At 39.8% G+C, this 20,458-nt stretch carries 8 protein-coding genes; 6 read left to right on the forward strand and 2 right to left on the reverse strand.

Annotated features, from left to right (window positions below):
• Positions 1-239: 239 nt before the first annotated feature.
• From ABJQ32_17220 to ABJQ32_17240, 5 genes are all read left to right on the forward strand, one after another.
• Positions 240-1,340, forward strand: coding sequence for a glycoside hydrolase family 5 protein (locus ABJQ32_17220; protein ID MEP5291399.1), 1,101 nt, complete (start codon positions 240-242; stop codon positions 1,338-1,340).
• On the forward strand, positions 1,291-4,161 hold the full coding sequence (locus ABJQ32_17225; GenBank protein ID MEP5291400.1) for a DUF5060 domain-containing protein: 2,871 nt from the start codon (positions 1,291-1,293) through the stop codon (positions 4,159-4,161). Before ABJQ32_17220 ends, ABJQ32_17225 begins: the two co-directional genes overlap by 50 nt.
• A 426-nt stretch (positions 4,162-4,587) precedes the next feature.
• Positions 4,588-7,872 carry a TonB-dependent receptor gene (locus tag ABJQ32_17230; GenBank protein MEP5291401.1) on the forward strand — a complete coding sequence of 1,095 codons (3,285 nt, stop codon included), beginning with the start codon at positions 4,588-4,590 and terminating at the stop codon, positions 7,870-7,872.
• A 12-nt stretch (positions 7,873-7,884) separates the two neighbouring features.
• Positions 7,885-9,456 carry a RagB/SusD family nutrient uptake outer membrane protein gene (locus tag ABJQ32_17235; protein MEP5291402.1) on the forward strand — a complete coding sequence of 524 codons (1,572 nt, stop codon included), beginning with the start codon at positions 7,885-7,887 and terminating at the stop codon, positions 9,454-9,456.
• An 81-nt stretch (positions 9,457-9,537) separates the two neighbouring features.
• Positions 9,538-12,822 (forward strand): VCBS repeat-containing protein, encoded by a 3,285-nt coding sequence (locus ABJQ32_17240; protein MEP5291403.1) that lies wholly within the window; start codon positions 9,538-9,540, stop codon positions 12,820-12,822.
• Positions 12,823-12,842: 20 nt separating this feature from the next.
• On the opposite strand, the gene ABJQ32_17245 is transcribed toward ABJQ32_17240, so the two are convergent.
• Positions 12,843-13,874 (reverse strand): SMP-30/gluconolactonase/LRE family protein, encoded by a 1,032-nt coding sequence (locus tag ABJQ32_17245; GenBank protein MEP5291404.1) that lies wholly within the window; start codon positions 13,872-13,874, stop codon positions 12,843-12,845.
• The gene (locus ABJQ32_17250; GenBank protein MEP5291405.1) at positions 13,874-16,156 is read right to left on the reverse strand and encodes a glycoside hydrolase family 3 N-terminal domain-containing protein; all 2,283 of its coding nucleotides are present in this window, start codon (positions 16,154-16,156) and stop codon (positions 13,874-13,876) included. The genes ABJQ32_17245 and ABJQ32_17250 overlap by 1 nt, the downstream gene beginning before the upstream one ends.
• Positions 16,157-16,288: 132 nt before the next feature.
• On the opposite strand from ABJQ32_17250, the gene ABJQ32_17255 reads away from it, so the two are divergent.
• Positions 16,289-20,383 (forward strand): two-component regulator propeller domain-containing protein, encoded by a 4,095-nt coding sequence (locus tag ABJQ32_17255; GenBank protein ID MEP5291406.1) that lies wholly within the window; start codon positions 16,289-16,291, stop codon positions 20,381-20,383.
• Positions 20,384-20,458: the final 75 nt, after the last annotated feature.

Here is a 20,458-nt window from a genome sequence, read left to right on the forward strand (position 1 = left end):
GGCTTAGTGTTACTGACTATTAGATAATACGCTAGGAAAAAGGCAACTAGTTAGCTCTCAAAACAACCACCTGTAATAGCAATAATTACTTAGACTTATTTAGAAATCCACTCAATAAGCCTGTATAACTTCTAAAGAGCATATTCTAATTTTTTTAGCATATGCATGGATGAGTCTTTCGAGACTACAGGAAATATGAATTAAAATCAATCAACTGGAACAATATGAAAATTCAAGCTATGAAAACGAAGATTATGATACTCTTTTTAGGAGTATTGCTTATTTCTTGTAATCAAGCTGAGGACCAGCAAACCTCCGCGAAATTTGAAGTAAGAAAGGGGACAAACATTGCGCACTGGCTTTCTCAGAGTGACAGAAGAGGGAAAGATCGGGAAAATTTTTTCACTCAACTGGATGTACAAAAAATAGCTAATCTTGGATTTGATCACATAAGACTGCCAATTGATGAAGAGCAGATGTGGGATCTAGAAGGTAATAGGCAAGAAGAAGCTTTTAAGCTCATGCAGAACTGCGTGGATTGGTGTGAAGCTAATAACCTCAGAGTTATTGTAGACCTTCATATTCTCAGGTCTCATCATTTTAACGCCGAAGTAAAGCCTTTATGGACTGATGTTGCTGAGCAAGAAAAATTCTTCGATTTATGGCGTGACTTATCTAAAGCACTTAAAAAATATCCGAACGGTTTAGTAGCATATGAATTGATGAATGAGGCAGTAGCAGATGATCATGAATCTTGGAATCTGTTGGTAGATCGAGCGCATGACGCTATTAGGGAACTAGAGCCTGAGCGCACCATTGTAATTGGGTCTAACAGATGGCAGTCTACAGAGACTTTCGACGCGTTGCGGGTGCCAAATGATTCCAATATTCTTTTGAGTTTTCATTTCTACGAACCTTTTTTACTTACTCACTATAATGCAGAATGGACTTATTTGAAAAACTATGCGGGACCGGTTCATTATCCTGGAGTTATTCTAACAGAACCTGAATTCGAAAACATACCTGATACCATAAAGCCAAGTGTCGAGAAGTGGGTTAATGTGAAATTCAATAAACAGCTACTCTTGGAAAGGTGGGCTAAGCCCATTCAAAAGGCAAAAGAATTGGGGCTGCCTCTATACTGTGGAGAGTTTGGTATTATTTCCAATGCACCCGATGAAGATACATTTTTATGGTATAAAGATATGATTGAGCTTTTTGATGAAACCGGCATTGGTTTCGCTAATTGGAATTACAAGAGTGACAATTTCGGTCTCTTCAGTACTGATAATGTCGAAAAGGAGAACCTGGTATCCATTGTCACCGGTAAACAAGATTAAGAGCATGGTAATCAGATCAAAAGAATTTATAGACATCCTTCCAATTCATTTGATTGTATTGATATACCTTCTATTGTCTGGTTGTGCGTCAAAGGAAAATCAAAACTGGAAATGGGAGACTATTGAGGCGAATGGCGAGCCTACAGCTCGTCATGAAGCAGGACTTGTGGCGTACAAGGATCAAATTATATTGATAGGTGGAAGGAGAATTAATCCTACAGATATTTTTGATACGAAAACCAATACTTGGACTTCTAAATCCGCTCCTCCAATTGAAGTACATCATTTTCAACCCGTGTCGGTCAATGATGCCATTTATCTTATTGGAGCAATGACAGGCCAATGGCCAAATGAAAAACCGCTAGATCGTATACTTATTTATTATCCAGAACAAGACAAATATGAGTATGGTCATGAAATTCCAAAGGCCAGAAGAAGAGGAGGTGCCGGAGCGGTCTACTTTAATGATAAAATATATCTGGTTGGAGGCATCATAAACGGTCACATGAACGGCTACAAACCATGGTTTGACGAGTATGATCCCAAAACTGGCGATTGGCGAGTGTTGCCAGACGCACCAGATGCCAGAGATCATTTTCAAGCTGTAGTTAGCAACAATCAGCTTTTTGCCTTTGCCGGCAGAAGGAGCTCTCACAAAACGGGAGAAGATATGGACTTGACCAACAGTTATGGGAATGTTTATGACTTTACGACAAGAGAGTGGAAGAAAGTAACACAAAATTTAGCGATCCCAACAGAGAGAGCGGGTAATTCAGCGATAGCCTGGAAGGATGAAATTATCTTAGGCGGGGGTGAGAGTGCCGTCCAAAAGGAAGCGCACAGAGAGTTAGAGGCTTATAATAGCGAAACCAAAACTTGGCGTAGTTGGCCTTCTTTAAATAGGGGAAGACATGGGTCTGGATTTGCAGTTATAGATGATTATCTCTACACCGCCTCCGGAAGTGAAAATAGTGGAGGAGGGCCTGAGCTTACCTCTGTAGAGCGGCTAAAGCTGCGATCACCTGTAAAGACTGATCATACAGAAAATGTAGATCAAACGTCTGTTTATAAGCAATTCCACACCGTAACGCTAACTTTTGAAGGACCTGAAACATCAGAGTCAGATGAAGACAACCCTTTTTTGAACTATCGCTTGCGAGTCCAGTTTAAGAATGACGGAAATGTGTATAACATTCACGGCTTTTATTCAGCAGATGGAGATGCCGCTGAAACTGGAGCAGCTAATGGGAATGTTTGGGAAGTCCGGTTCACGCCGGAACTTCTGGGGCAATGGAGTTATACAGCTACTCTCCATCATGGTGATAGTATTGCATTGAGTGATGATACTGATTTAGGTACATCCATTGAAATTTCACCGGCGATTGGTGAGTTCATTGTTATCAAGTCAGACAAAGAGGGACCTGATTTTCGAGCTAACGGTCATTTAGATTCCTACCAAGGATATTATCGATTTCGGAGTACTGAAAAATACTGGCTAAAAGGAGGAACGAATAGCCCGGAGAACCTACTTGGATACGAAGACTTTGATGGAACCTATCGCATTCAAGCATCAGCAAGAGAGGGGGAAGCCAGCACGAATAATGAAATCCACTCATTTCCCAAACACCTTCAGGATTGGAATCAGGGCGATCCAACATGGAAAGGTGGGAAAGGTAAATCACTGATTGGAGCTATGAATTATCTGGCTTCCAAAGGGATGAATTCCTCGTACTTTTTGACCTTGAATATACTAGGTGATGGTAAGGATGTCTGGCCCTTCGTCACGCCTAATGATTTCACTAGGTTCGATGTGAGCAAATTGGAGCAGTGGGAGGTGTTATTTCAGCACATGCAGCGTCAGGGTATCATGCTACACATGGTGCTTCAGGAAACAGAAAATGAAACTATGCTGGACAATGGAGATACTGGCCCACTCAGACAATTATACTTTAGGGAGCTCATAGCACGTTTTGGACATCACCTGGCGCTTACATGGAACTTGGGCGAAGAGAACGGCCCGGCATCCTGGTCACCCATCGGTCAAAACGATGCACAACGAAAGAATATGGCCAAATTCCTAAAAGAGACTGACCCATATGACCATCCAGTATTATTACACACCCACTCACACGATCCACTTAGAAGCGACATATTGGATTCTATAGCCGGGTATCCATATTTAGATGGATTGTCCTTGCAGCAGGACAAAAGAAAAATGGCTCCCAATGTTGTGGAGACCTGGAGAAAAAAATCCAGAGTAGCTGGTCGAGACTGGTTGATAACCATGGACGAAATAGGAATGTGGCACACTGCGGCTCTACCGGATTCAATAGATCCAACCCATAATACATTAAGAAGATATGCACTATGGGGAACACTACTGTCAGGGGGTGCAGGAGTGGAATGGTACTTTGGAGCGAAGTATCCGCACAACGATCTTACCTCAGAGGACTGGCGCCAGCGAGATCGTTTGTGGGATCTGACTCATCATGCGATGAACTTCTTTGATCAGTACATTCCATATTGGGAGATGGAGCCCAAGCATCATCTGGTAAACTCATTAGAAGCATACTGTCTACAAAAAGCAGATGAGTTCTATGCTATTTATTTACCTGATTCGAAACCATACACATTGGATTTGCCTGATTCAGATAGCGAGTTTGATGTGCTTTGGTACAACCCATTGCTAGGTGGTGAACTACAAAAGGGTTCACTAGGAAATGTCAAAGGAGGGGAAATAAAAAGTCTAGGAAATCCACCATCAGGTGGTGACAATTCTACTACCCAAGATTGGGTCTGTCTTGTACGCAAGAAGCTATGAATCTTCGGAATTCATAGGTTTTGATAGTTGAATAGAGGGAGTTATTCAGTTGGAAAATTCCAATGTGATGATTTATTACATCGTTTTAAGTGTCAAAAAAGCCTGTTTTAAACGCCAAATAGACACGATTAAGCACAATGAATCATTCACCAGTCTAATACGAAACATATCTCGTTGTTGCATTTTTTAAAAAAAGTGATGTTTGAGGTTGTAAAATTTTAAATAATTACCCCAGTACACTTGATCTTTTTAGAATTCTCATTACTCAGCAAAAGATATCATCGAATTGATCAGGATAAAAAATATGCCTATGAAGAAAAAATAATACAACAAATGAAAGTGGAGATAAAAAACGAAAAGTGCTTTGGCACTTCCTTACTTAGATAATCAACTTAAGCTTAGCTAATGATCTAACTATTTAAAAATATGAAAAACTACAATGGTTTTGGGTTCATAGCCCATCGACTAAAAACAAAACTAAAAATGAGACTTACATTACTCTTGTTCGTCTCATATATTTCAGTACAGGCGAGTACTGAAATAAATAATTTGCCTACTGACATAGCATCTTTACAGCAAAGAGTTTCAGGTACAGTGACAGACTCAAATGGAGAATCCGTTCCTGGAACAACCATTCAGGAAAAAGGAACTAACAATGGAGCAGTTACTGATATTGATGGAAATTTCTCACTGAATGTATCTGGACCAGAATCTATCCTCTTGATAAGCTCTGTTGGTTTCATTACACAGGAGGTTACAGTAGGAAATCAAACTTCGTTCAATATTCAACTAGATGAGGATTTGACAGCTCTGGAAGAAGTGGTTGTAGTAGCTTACGGTACAGCAAGAAAGAAAGACTTAACAGGGGCCGTAGCTGTTATTGGAGCTGAAGAACTAAATGCGTTTCCAGCAACTACTGTAGACGAAGCTCTACAAGGCAAAACTGCCGGAGTGCAGGTTACGTCCAACTCTGGAGCACCAGGTGCTTCTGTTAGTGTAAACATTCGAGGAGTGGGAACCTTTGGAAATACAACACCACTATACATTGTGGACGGCTTTCCAACACAAGATATCTCATTCATCAACCCTACGACCATACAATCTCTAACTGTTTTGAAAGATGCTTCAGCCACAGCACTTTATGGTGTGCGTGCAAGTAATGGAGTGGTTATCATCCAAACAAAACAAGGATCTAAAGGTATGGTGGAAGTAGAATTAAATTCCTTTATTGGTTTCCGCACCTCACCAAGAGAGATCGATGTACTTGGAGTGGAAGATTTTACAAGCTTTGCAACAGAGTTAAGCAGTAGTGATAATGCACAAGTAAGAGGTAACGCAGTGCCATATACAGGATGGAGTGATCCTTCACAACTTCGAACTATCAATTGGCAAGATGAAATTTTTGATCAAGCGTTGAGAAAAAGTACCACATTGAACGTAAGAGGGGGCGGTGAAAAGTCCAGAGTGGCTTTTACTGCAGGGGTTTATGATGAAGAAGGTACACTGCTTGGCTCGGAATATACACGATACGATTTAGGTCTTAACACAAGCTTTGACATTAACGATAAGTTACGACTGAACGCAAATGCAAAATACATTAGCTCTCAAGGATTTCAGCCACTAGGTACTGGACGTGATGCGTTGCTAAATTTGTTTTCTACCATCCCTCATTTGGCTCCTGCTGGAGAAGCAAATAATAACCCAAATGATCCCAATGATGTGAATCCAACAAATCTTCCTGTTGACGAAAATGGTAATTTCGGAGCATTTCCAGATGTAGGAGGTGAGTCATTCAGAGATGGAAGAAACTGGGTAGCTCGCGCATTGGAAAATGATCAGGATAACTTGAGTACCACGATCCTTGCGAATGCAGATATCGAATGGGATATCATTGGAGGTCTATCCACACAGGTAAAAGTAGGTGCACGAGTAGACAACAATACAGGATCTTTCTTCCAGCCAGAATATTATCGAAGTAATGGAAACCTGGATGTGAGACCTAATGCATCATTTTCGAATGATCAAAGTACCTCCAATGAGTGGTTGGGGGAGTATATCTTGAAATATTCTGAAACATTTGCTGGTCGTCATAAATTTGGCGTTTTGGCTGGTACTTCTGCACAAAGAATCACTTTCAGATCTTCAGGAGGTACTGGTGTAGGATTTTTGAATAACAACGTTCGCAGTGTTGCGGCAGCAGATCAAATTACTCGAGCTCAGGGATTTCAAAGTACGCGAACACTAGCAAGTACCTTTGCAAGAGTCAATTACGACTATAGCAGCAAGTACTATGTAACTGCGACTGTTAGAAGAGATGGTGTAGGGGATGTATTCGGTGTTTCAAACCTATATGGCACATTTCCATCCGTGGCTGTGGGTTGGAATGTTGATGAAGAAAGCTTTTTTCAAAGCACACCATTTGACTTCTTAAAAGTTAGAGGAAGCTGGGGTGTGACTGGAAATTTCTCAGGTATTCCTTCCTTTGGATTTACGTCTTTCTACGTAAGTGATGCAGGGGTTCTGAACAGCAACTATAGCTTTGATGGATCTAATTCTACTTTAGGATTAGTACCACGTGGATCGGCAAACCCAGACTTACAATGGGAAGAACAAACCCAATTCAATGTAGGGATAGAAGGTGCAGTTCTGGATAATAGTCTGTATTTCACTATAGATTATTTTAACAAAGAGTCCGAAGGTCTTCTCTTTAATGCTACAGTGCCTTCGCAAAGTGGCTTTACCTCACAAGCCCAAAATGGCGCGACAGCTGTCAATAAAGGATTTGAGTTTTTAGTTGGTCACCGAAAGAACGTAGGAGATTTTAGCTGGGATATAAATGCTAACCTCACGACGATTTCTAACGAGATCACACAGATCAATTCGCAATCTGGACTAGCGGTATTTCCTAATGAATTTTTGGATGATTTTTTCACAGGTGGTTTCTGGTTCGATGTTACCCAATCACGACTTGGAGGAGAAGTTGGCACTTTCTATGGTTTTGTAGCAGATGGAATTTTCCAAAATCAAGGGGAAATAGATGCACTCAATGCAGATGCTCCTAGTGGAAACTACCAAGATAGTGATACAGCCCCAGGTGACCGTAGATTTAGAGACTTGAATGGTGATGGTGAAATTACAGGAGATGATAGGACCACAATAGGAAGTCCTATCCCAGATTTCTATGGAAGCGTCAATCTGAATTTTTCTTATAAAGGGTTTGATCTAGGGCTTAATTTTTACGGAACGTATGGGAACGAAATACTGAATCTGGTAAAACGTGAACTCGAGAGCGCCTCAGGTTATGGAAATAATGCCTCTTTCTCTAATGTGAGTACAGAATATTTTGAGAATCGTTGGAATGGAGAGGGATCTACTAACTCGTTTGCAAGGGCATTAATTGATGATAATGCGGTTCAAAATAATCGTGCCTCCAGCTATTTTGTGGAAGATGGTTCTTATCTTAGATTGAGGAATGTTACGTTAGGATATAACTTACCTTCCTCCTTAGTTGGTAAGGTTGGCTTAGGTTCTGTTCGCTTTTATGCCAGTCTTCAAAATTTATTTACGATCACGAATTACTCGGGCACAGACCCTGAAATTGGTCAAAACACGGATATTAATGGCAATAACAGTGTGACAACACGAGGAATTGATGCAGGGGCATATCCACTTTCCAAGTCATACACTTTTGGCCTCAATCTTAAATTTTAAATGAGAACTGTTATGAAATTTAAAGCAAAAAATACAAGTTTATCCTTAATTGGATGTGTACTCTTAGGTACAATGTGGGCGTGTTCGGATGATTTTCTAATCGATGCGAATGAAACAGATCTAACAACAGATGTGGTTTTTAGTGCCGATCGAACTGCTGTTGCCGCTGTGACGGGAGTGTATGATGGATTTCAAAATGACTCAGAAGGAGATCCGGGGGTACCCAATGAATACAATGTAAAAGGAGTTTTTGGTTGGGCTAATTATATGTCTTTGGATTGGCAGACGCCAACAGAGAGAGATGATAACAATTTTTTCAATTTTGAAGTGAATGCTGATGGTGAGGTAGCTACCAAGATTTGGCCAAATCACTACAGGCAGATCGGAAGAGCAAATGCGGCTATTGAAGGCCTGCGGGGTGGACTTGATGCGGGGAATCTTACCGGAGAGACAGGGCAAAGGCTGTTAGGAGAAACGTTAGTGCTTAGATCCATCTCTTACCAGTATTTAGCAGCTGCATATGGCGATGTACCACTCATGTTAAATTTGTCGGATGACCCATTGAAAGCAAGAGATCCTCAGGATATGGTTTTCGAGCAGATCGTCACAGATATGGAAGAGGCTATTCCTTATCTTCCATGGTCGTATGATTCTGAGAGAGGGCGAGTTAGCAAAGGAACGGCCTATGCTGTACTTGGGAATGCCCTTATGTGGTTAGGAAGATACCCGGAGGCAGTAACTGCTTTTGAGGAGATAGAGGCTGGAGGGGTAACTTCTTTGGAACCCAATTTCTTAGATGTGCATGCATTAGCAAATGCCAACGGAGTAGAATCATTGTTTGAATTACAGTGGGCAGCTGATGGTGACCTTTCGTGGGGAAGAAATGACGAGGTGTCCATTTTGCAACTTTTCACTATGCCGGCTGATATAAGAAATGGTGATGGTGCTTTTGCAGGAATACCTACCCAAGAGTTGTGGGCATCATTCGAAGCAGGAGATTTGAGACGACAAGCCACCGTCATCGGACCAGATGAGGAACATCCAGATCCATTGATTGACATCAATATGTATGATGGAATAGATATAAATACGGCTGGTACAGCAGCTGATCCATGGACAGGAAACCCACCAGCTGGTATGGCAGAAAATCCTCAAAGAACAGGGTATTGGGGCATCAAGGGTTGGAGAGATCCTGCAATTCTTGGTTGGGGATCTGCGGTTATGTTTGGTGGACAGAATCATATTTGGATTCGCTATGGAGAGGTGTTGCTAAGTCTTTCAGAGGCAGCATTAAAAGCCGGAGATATGGGCACAGCACAAGCAGCATTTGATCGAGTAAGGAACAGAGGTTGGGGTGGAACTGCTCCCGCATTAACTGTATCGATGGATAATATACTGCAAGAGTATAGACACGAGCTCGCTGGAGAGTTTTCTTTGTGGGCAGTCATCAGAAGGTCAGGTGAGGCAGCTGCGTATCTTTCTAACAACTATGGGGTATCTATGCCTGCTGGTTTTGACGTAATACCCATACCGAATTCTGTGATGACGATAAATCCTAACTTAGAACCAAATCCTTCGAATTAATTGAAAGTTTGCTGTTCTATATAAAGGGCTTTGGATAATTTTATTCAAAGCCCTTTTCATGACTAAATAGTTTTGCGAAGAATGAATAAGATATCTTTCACCCTCCTTCTTTTGTTATTTGTTTTCTCTTGCCAAGAGAAAAAAGGGAAGCAGTTTACATTACTGAATGCCAATGCAACTGGTATTTCATTTTCTAATGACATTGTTGAAACTGATACCCTAAACTACTTTACTTACCCTTATATGTATATGGGGGGAGGTGTGGCTACCGGAGACATCAACAATGATGGCCTGGCTGATTTGTTCTTTACAGCAAACATGAAGTCTAATTCACTTTATCTCAATAAAGGGGATTTCAAATTTGAAGACATAACCAATAAGGCAAAAGTAGCAGGTGATGATCGGTGGTTTACGGGTGCTACGATGGTAGACATCAATAACGATGGTTATTTAGATATCTATGTAAGTGTATCAGGTAAAGGAGACAACAGGAATAATTTACTGTATGTGAATAAAGGTAATTTGACCTTTACTGAACAGGGTGATCTTTATGGTATAGATCACAATGGTCATACAACTCAAAGTACCTTTTTTGATTATGACAATGATGGCGATTTGGATCTGTATCTGGCCAATTATCCCCCTACTCCTTTCAAAAGTCCGGTTGAACTTTATCGCTATAAAATGAATAACCCGAAACCAGAGGAATCTGATATTTTATTCGAAAATAAGGGTGATGGAACTTTTCAGGATGTTACTACCCAAGCGGGGATCTTAAATTTTGGACTTTCACTAAGTGCTACGGCCTCCGATTTTAACCACGATGGATGGGTAGACATCTATGTGTCTAATGATTTTGATTCTCCGGATTACTTATACATCAATAATCAAGATGGTACGTTCAGTGAGATTTCTAAGACTTCATTGAAGCATACTGCGCAGTACGGAATGGGTGCAGACATTGCTGATTACAACAATGATCAGTTACTCGATATCGCTCAAGTAGACATGACACCTGAAGATAACAGACGATCAAAAGCCAATATGGCAAGTATGAACCCATTGGGTTTTGATAAAATGGTCAAGGCTGGTCTGAATTATCAATACATGCAAAACTGTCTTCAATTAAACAGAGGGTTAGATGAAAACGGGAATCCTGTTTTTAGTGAAGTTTCAAGATTGTCAGGGATTTCAACTACGGATTGGAGTTGGTCTATACTATTTTCTGATCTGGATAATGATGGATGGAAAGACATCACGGTATCTAACGGAACCAGAAGAGATATCAATAATAGGGATTATTTCAACGCGTTAAAGTCAAGAAATCATTTTGGAGGTGTGAATTTATCTGCAGAAGAAATTGAACAAATCCCCTCCGAAAAAATTTCTAATTACGTTTTCCGAAACAACGGAGATTTTACTTTCGAAAACATGGTTGATCAATGGGGCTGGGGCGAAAAGACTTTCTCCAATGGTTCCACTTACGCAGATCTTGATAATGATGGGGACCTTGACTTTGTTATTAATAATATTGATCAGCAAGCTTCCGTCTACGAGAATAACAACCCGGATAAAAACAATTACTTAACCATTACCTTCAATGGTTCTGAGAATAATAGAAATGGATTGGGTACTAAAGCGTACATTCATACACGCACATTAACTCAATACAGTGAGCTTACACTTACTAGGGGTTTCCAGTCTTCGGTAGCTCCACAATTGCATTTTGGGTTAGGTAAGGCAGAAAAGATTGATTCAATCAAGATAGTATGGCCAGACGGATCTGTTTCAAAAAGGACGAACGTTAAAGTAAATCAGAATTTAGTAGTTGACTTTGCGAATGAGAGTAAATCAGCAGATATACGTGCAAAAGAAAATAGCGTGTTTGAAACGTTATCATCTAGCACGATGGGAGTTGATTTTAAGCACACTGAAAACAAATACGATGACTATTACTTTGAACCTCTTTTGCCGCACCAGACATCAAGACTAGGGTCTGGAGTGGCTGTTGCTGACGTGAATGGTGACGGCCTGGAAGACATTTATATGTGTGGGGCCTCCGGTCAGGCGGGGGCTCTTTATGTGCAGAATAGTGAAGCATCTTTTGAAAAAACGAATATAGAGTTGTGGAAAGGTGATGAAGCCTTTGAGGATATGAGTGCGCTTTTTTTCGACTATGATGGTGACGGAGATAAAGACTTATATGTAGTAAGTGGGGGTAACGAAAAAAACAAAAAAGAATCAGCATTTCAGGATCGTCTGTATGTAAACGATGGTGCCGGTGCATTTACAAGAGGCAATAATATTTTGCCTTCAATAACAGCAAGTGGCTCTCGCGTAAAAGCAGGAGATTATGACAATGATGGGGACTTAGACTTATTCGTGGGGGGGAGATTGATCGTTGGGAAGTATCCTTGGCCAGCAAAGAGTTACATACTCCGAAATGATGAAGGAACCTTCTCTGATGTAACAATGGAAATAGCGCCTGATTTCGAAGAGTTGGGAATGATTACTGATGCAAGCTGGACGGACTTTGATGGAAATGGTACACTTGATCTTATCATAGTAGGCGAGTGGACGCCTCTATTGTTTTACAGTAACGAAGAAGGAAGATTTAGCGATGTGACTAATACAACAGGTTTAACGCACACAAACGGGTGGTGGTCAAGTATTTCTCAAGACGATTTTGATGGTGATGGCGATATGGATTATGTGGTTGGCAACCTTGGACTCAACTATAAATATCAGGCTACACCGGAAGAACCTTTTGAGGTATATGCAGATGATTTTGATGAGAATAATAGAAAAGATATTGTCCTGAGCTATTATAATTTCGGGAAATTATTTCCTGTTCGTGGGAAATCATGTTCCGCACAGCAGATGCCTTCGCTGAAGGAAAAATTTAAAGATTACAATTCCTTTTCAGTTGCTGATGTTTCAGAGATATATGGGCAGGAAGCATTGGCTAATGCTGAAATACATCATATCTCAGAGACTTTTGCGAGTACTTACATTGAAAACATGGGAGGTGGAAAATTCAAAATGACTCAGTTGCCGAATGAAGCGCAGTTTTCTTCAATAAATAAATCAATAGTGGTAGATATCGATAAAGATGGCTTTAAAGATATTATAGCCGGAGGAAACTTATACTCAGCTGAAATTGAAACACCTCGAAATGACTCGGGTATAGGGACCTATCTGAGGGGAGATGGGAAAGGAAATTTTTCTGCGGTCCGAAACAACCAATGTGGCCTATTTATGGAGGGTGATGTAAAAGATTTTTCGCTAGTTATAATTGATGGAAAACAGTTTATTGTAGTAGCCAAAAATGATGATCGCCCTCAATTCATCAAAATAAATAATTGACTTTAAGAAGCTATTAAACTTTACTGTAAGCGGATCCTTGTGAGATACTTATGTGTTGTCATATATAAAACAGTCTCGTTTTCATTGAAAGCGCAATTTGCAGTTGCAAATTCTGTCAAAATTATTCCGATTTGTGTTCCGTCTGGCTTAAAAATGTAAACCCCTCCAGGGCCAGTCGCAAATACGATTCCCTCTTTATTGACTTTCAGGCCATCAGGAAGGCCATTCAGAGATGACACCTTTTCAGTGGCATCAAAAAAGAGCCTTCCATTGTCAATGCCTGATGGAGTCACACCATAAGCCACCCATATAGCTTTTTCAGGATCCGAATTAGCCACATAAAGAGTTCTTTCATCGGGTGAGAGTGCTATTCCATTTGGACGCGTAAGACTGTCAATCAACAGCGTCAAAGTACCATCGGAGGCTAGTTTGTACACACCATTGTAATCAAGTTCTTTTAATGAATCTGCATCCTGATCTTTGAGCCCATAAGGAGGGTCGGTGAAATAAATGTCACCACTAGATGAAATTATCAGATCATTTGGGCTGTTAAATCTTTTATCTTCAAACCTATTAACTACACTGGCAAATTCCGGACTATCATCATTTAATTGACTGGAAGATATCCTTGCTATTCTCCGATCCCCATGTTGACAAAGCAACAGGTCTCCATTATGATCTAAAATGAGGCCATTGGACCCTCCAGAGGAAGATGCAGGCTCGATACCAGTATGTCCAGATGGTTTGAGGTATACAGAGTTGCCTTCAGATTCATTCCATTTGTATATCGTGTTTTCTGGTACGTCAGAATAGAGTAAACTATTTATTGACGGAACCCATACTGGTCCCTCAGACCATGTAAATCCTTCAGCCAGTATTTCTATTTTGGCATCTTTTTTTAAAACCTCATCAAGTGATGAATCTATTCTTTCAATTGATCCTATGGTTTGATATTCTTCATTAGCGTTTTCTTCTGAGTCCTTTTTTCCTGGACTACACTGTGAAAAAACCAGAATGATCATGAAGTAATTACAAATGCTGGAATATCTCATCACTGATAGTTAAAAGTTACATTAAGGTCACCAACCATCGCTTTGAACTGGCCAGGCTCGGTGATCCAATTGTTGTCAATGCCTACGAAAGAAAGATCCTTTTCTGAAAGAGTAAAACTTACAGTTTCACTTTCTCCCGGTGAGAGTTGTACTTTTTGAAAACTCTTTAGTTTTTTGTTGCTTGGAGTAACCGAAGCATACAGGTCACTTAGATACAATTCTACGATATGTTTCCCTTCTCTCTTACCGGCATTAGTAACCTGTACTGTCAACTGAAGAGATTCATTTTCGGAGATTGTTTCTTTATTTACTCTAAGCTTTGAATATTCAAATTCTGAATAACCCAGTCCATGACCAAAAGGCCATTGAGGTCTGTAGGCGCCACCTGCGTAGGTGTTCGGTAGATCCTCCCTGATAGTTTCGGAAAATTTGTGATCGTAGAGTACGATATCGCCGGTTCGTTTTGGGTAGGTGAATGGAAGCCTTCCAGAAGGGTTATACTCTCCTGCAATTACATCCGAAATAGCAGATGCTCCTTCACTGCCAGGTCGATACGCGTTAATGATAGCGTCCATATCAGCTTCGATACTGGATATTACCCTAGGTCTTCCCTGAACAAGAACTAAAATCACAGGCTTACCAGTTTTTTTGGCTGCTCTAGCCAGTTCGATTTGGCGAGCATCAAGGGTAAGGTCATCAATTACACCAGGCCCTTCAGCATAAGAGTTTTCTCCCAAGCATAAGATAATTACGTCAGCTAATCGTGCATCAGCTATCAATTTTTTTGCATCATAATTATCAGTATGATCGAAATCCGCATTAGCCCTTGAAATAATTTGATCTCCAGCGATTTCACCATCACTGAATGACTCCTTAAAGGCCTCTAGAATAGTCTTAGTTGATTCAGGATAGTGTGCTGCATCATTTCCTTGCCAGGTAAATGACCAACTTCCGTGAAGTGCAGGAATATTATTGGCACAAGGTCCTGCTATGAGTAACTTTTTCTTTTTATCAAGCGGTAGAATATTTGATCTATTTTCCAACAAGGTGATCGATTCCAGTGCCGCCTGCTTAGCAATTTCTTTAAACTCTGGCTTTCCAAAGTTTTGAATAGCGGATTCTTCTGGGAAAGCATTATCAAACAAACCCAGATCAACTTTTAATTTTAAAATTCTGGAAACGGCCTCATCTATCCTTTCCATACTTACTTCCCCTTCATTTACTAGCTCAACGAGGTAATCATAAAAAGAGTAATCCATTGGAATCATACTCATATCTATGCCAGCATTTACAGCAATTTTCACAGCTTCTTTAGGGTTAGCAGCTATTTTGTGTCTTGAATGCAACCTTATTATATCCTCCCAGTCCGAAACCGCAAGACCTTCAAAGCCTAATTCTTCCCTCAAAACAGTCTTGAGAAAATAAGGGTTGGCGTGTACAGGTATCCCGTTTACTTCTCCTGAATTGATCATCACAGTAGAAGTTCCGGCATTTACTGCTTCCTGAAACGGAGGAAGAAAAATTTCTCTTAGCTGTCGCTCTGGTATATATGAGGGTGTTCGATCCTTACCGCTTGCTGGAACAGAATAACCTATGAAGTGCTTCATACAAGAAGCAACGGCATCTTTCTTACTTATGTCTCCTTTTTCATAAGCCTCTATAACGCCTTTTCCCATTGCGCTGGTTAAGAAAACGTCTTCTCCAAAAGTTTCTTCGAACCTAGACCATAGCGGCTGTCTTCCCATACCTACTACAGGGTCAAAGTTCCATCTGATACCGGCTGCTCGGGTCTCTAGAGCGGTTACATGCGCGGTTTTTCCGGCTAATTCAGGATTCCTGGTAGCAGCCATACCAATGTTATGCGGGAAAAGAGTTCCGCCTTGAATATAATTGGCTCCATGAATAGCATCTATTCCATACAGAACAGGTATTGCATTTGGAGTTTCTTTTACAGCCAACTCCTGAATCTGTCCAATGATTTCATGCCACTCATCAAGGGTATATGCATTGCCCTTTACATTCAGAATGGAACCCACTTTTTTCTCAATGATAGCTTTTCTCAGCTTGTCCGGATCCACTTCCGTGGAAGACTCATCTTTTAAAACTAGATCAATCGTTACTTGTGTCATTTGACCCACCTTCTCTTCCAACGACATGTTGGATAATAAGCTGGAGACTTTGCTATCCGCTACCTTCCTTTCAGGGCTTTTGAAGTTACAAGAATAGGTTAATGAAATAAGCACCAGACAGAGGTAAACTGTAGATAATTGAAATCTTGACATGTTGTTATTCTTTCTAAAAAATTCAGAATGGGTTATGATGTCAAAATTCAACAGGGAGGACTTTTAGTAACGGTGAACTCTAATCCAAAAGTAATGGGTATTTATTCCATTATACTTTGTTAGATTTGAAAAATGCGCTTTTTATTGTTTTTGGCTCTTTTTTCTAGTTTGAGTCTTGTTGCGAATGCTCAGGATAGTTACCAGTTTGAGCCTTTACCAAAAGGCATATCTCAAGGCTCTGTGACCAAAATAATTAAAGATAAGTATGGGTTCATGTGGTTTGGCACGCGCTATGGACTCAATAAATTTGATGGCATCAGCTATCAGCATTTTCCAAGAAAGAAAGACGGGGATGTTTTTAAGGAAGGAAGCTATGTGCGCGACATGGTATTGGATGATGCTGGTGATATTTGGATTGCAACTGAAGGTTCAGGAGTATTAAAATATGACTATTCGGCAGATACCTTTCTTATCTATAAAAATGATCCACTTAATGATCATACAATTTCGTCCAATGCTGCTGGCAGTTTACTACTTGATGACGATGATCTTTGGATTGGGATAAAATCCAGAGGAGTAAATAAAATAGACCTGAAAGAAAATTTGGTGAGCCGTTTCTGGTCAAATGCGGATAACGAGAAAAGTATATCTAGCAATCAAGTTACTTCCCTTCAGAAAGATGATCAAAATAACGTCTGGATAGGAACGTGGAATGGCTTAAGTCTCCATACTCCAGGAACTCCAGGCTTCACTAGATACAACCTGGATGAAAATAACGAGTTTCTTACGAATAAGGTCGTGTGTATGTACAAAGGAAGAAACTTTTGGTTGGGTCTTCAAAAAGGGGTGTGTCAAATCATATATAGGGATAATAAATATCATTTTGAACCAATACAATCAGATGAAAATACTTTGTCCATCCTGAACGAATTAACTGTTTTATCAATGACCGAAGACAAATCTGGTAATCTGTGGATTGGAACGGAGAATGGTGGCCTTTTCTTCTATGATATAATTTCAGGAAAGCTGAGCCAATATCTAATCAAGGATGCGTTTGGAATGATCATTAGTAATTCTGTTTGGTCATTATATGTAGATGATTTGGGAATTCTCTGGATAGGAACATTCAATGGCGGAGTTGTTAAGCTGGACCCTCGTCACCAGAGAATGAAGCATATCTATAACAAAGCAAATTTAGAAACTGAAATCAGTCAAAACATGGTTTCATCTTTTGCAACCATAGATGAGAAATTTGTTTGGGTGGGCACGGACGGAGGAGGCCTCAACAAGTTTGATCTCCAAAATGGAAGAGTCGTAAAAAAATATGATCTGGAAAGGTCGGGAGGGAGTAATGCTGTTCTTGATTTATTACTTGACAGGCAAGGTGATTTATGGTTGGCTACATGGAATGGGATGATGAAAAAAGAGGGTGAAGTATTTAGGACGTATAGGTATCAGCCAGGCCGATTAGAAGACGGACCATGTGGTAACCAGTTATTTGATCTCATGGAGGATAATCATGGAAATATTTGGATTGCCTCATTTAGAGGGGGGATAAGTGTCTATCTAAAAGACAAAAAGAAATTCCGTAAGCTATTTCAGAAAAATGCTGAGTCAAATCGTATTTCCAGTGAACGTCCCACCGTAATTTTTCAAGATTCTCAGGAAAATATTTGGATCGGAACGGAAGGAGATGGGCTGTATAGGGTACGAATGGATGAACAATACAACATTTTAGACAGGACATTTTTTGAATATGAGAAGAGCGATGAATCCAGCTTATCACATAATATCATAAATATCATTTTTGAAGATCAAAAAGGAAATATCTGGATAGGTACAGAAGGAGGTGGGTTGAATCGCTTTAACGAAGAAAAAGAATCTTTCAAGCGGTTTACAACAGAAGATGGCCTTTCCAGTAATCTGATATATGCTATTGCTGAAGATCACGAAAACAACCTTTGGTTAAGCACAAATAATGGGTTAAGCCAATTTAATCCAAACTCGGAAAGAATAAGAATTTTTGATGAAACAGATGGAGCACAATCATCAGAATTTATAAAGGGAGCTGCTTGTACCTTACCTAACGGAGATCTCCTTTTTGGGGGTATCAGAGGGTTCAACTATTTCACGCCTGGATCTTTCGTAACCAACGAACATACTCCGGAGGTATATATCACATCAATGACTTTCGAGATGCAGCCTGAGAAATCAATCCATTTCGGGTCGATACAGATGAATGAAGATTCCAGATTCATAGAATTGGATTATGAGGTAAATGATTTTGTCATAGACTATGCTGTACTTAACTACTCTAAATCGTCCAAAAATGAGTACGCATATATGCTGGAAGGATATGATGATCAGTGGATATACCCTTCTTCTTATCGTCCGGCCAGGTACACGAATGTAAGCCCGGGCAGTTATGTGTTCAAGGTAAGAGGCTCTAACAATGATGGAGTATGGAACCCTGAATCAGCAAATCTAAGTATCGTAATCAGCACGCCATGGTGGAATACAACGACTGCTTACATAGTTTACACATTTATTATTGGATCAGTTCTTTTTGGTTTAGGGTGGCTTTTTATCAAGCGTGAAAGGCTCAGGCGAAACCTAACTATCGAGCATCTGGAACTTGAGAAAATGAAAGAACTTGACACGATGAAGTCTCGTTTTTTTGCCAATATATCTCACGAATTTCGTACACCATTAACCTTGATTATCAGCCCACTAAAATCAATGATTGAGGGTTTTTATAAAGGAGATCCAAAGAATCAATATATAATGATGGCGAGAAACGCTGATCGTCTCTTGAGCCTGATCAATCAACTACTAGACCTCTCCAAACTTGAAACTGGTCATATGCAACTTCAGGCGTCAAGACAAGATCTTGTGAAATTCTTAAAGCCTGTGGTCCATTCTTTCACTACTTATGCTGAAAAGCAGTACATAGATTTTAAATGCACATTTCCAGATCAGGATATTCATCTCTTTTTTGAAAAAGACAAAATAGAAAAAATTGTTGGTAATCTTCTTTCAAATGCGTTCAAGTATACGCAGGAGTTTGGAAAAATAGACTTTACTGTCATCGATAAGAAAGAGAAGGTTCAAATAATAATTGAAGATACTGGTATAGGGATGTCTAAAGATCAATTGGACCTTATATTTAACAGATTCTATCAAATAGATAATAGCCATAAAAAAGGTACAGGAATAGGCTTGGCTCTCACCAAAGAGCTGGTTGAATTACATAAAGGTAATATTGAGGTATTTAGTACAGAAAGTAAAGGCACAAAGTTTATCGTTGAATTAAAGAAGGGAGAAGCCCATTTAACGGACGAAGAAAAAACCTATATAACTGATGACTTCCATTCAAAAGAACAAGAGTCTTTTGTAGGTAGCCAAACGATGGAAGCTTTGCCTATTGATGGTGTGACAGGAGAGCCTGAAGATGAAAATCTCCCCATCGTATTAATTGTAGATGACAATGAAGATATCCGACTTTTTATAAGCGAACATTTTATATCCGATTATAAGATTTTAGAGGCAGAAGATGGCGAAAAGGCATTAAAAATTGCAAAACAAGAAATACCGGATATCATTATCTCAGATGTGATGATGCCCAAAATGGATGGTTATGAGTTGTGTAAGGAATTAAAACTAGATGCAAAAACGTGCCATATACCATTTATAATTTTGACTGCCAAGGCTTCCGGCGATAGCGCACTTAAAGGGTTTGAGCTAGGAGCAGATAATTATGTAACCAAACCATTCAATCCGAAACTACTAGAACTTAGGGTAAGAAACATTTTGCAATCGAGGGAGAATTTAAAATCACAGCTTTTGGATGTGGATAATAAGATCCAGTTAGAACCTAGTGAAGTAAAAGTAGTCTCGAGAGACAAGGAATTTCTGAACCAATTGATTGTATTTATTGAAGCTAATATGTCTAACTCAGATCTGAATATAGATGATGTATGCAAAGAAATGGGACTTAGTAGGACCCAGTTGTATAGAAAGTTGAAAGCTTTGGTAGGGCAATCTGCTAATGAACTTATTCGATCGATCCGACTCAAACGTGCTGCCCAACTGATAAAATCAAATGAAATGACTATTTCTGAAATTACTTATGAAGTTGGATTCAACGACCTTCAATATTTCAGATTTTGCTTTAAAAAGCAGTTTGGTGTAAATCCTTCAGAATATAATACACAGGTGGAGGTATGATATTTTTGGAGTAATTTTTTAGTCTTTGAGACTATAATGAAAATCAATTCATAGTCGGATAAAAAAATATCAGGA

The organism is Marinobacter alexandrii (assembly GCA_039984955.1).
Classification (GTDB): Bacteria; Bacteroidota; Bacteroidia; order Cytophagales; family Cyclobacteriaceae; genus Ekhidna.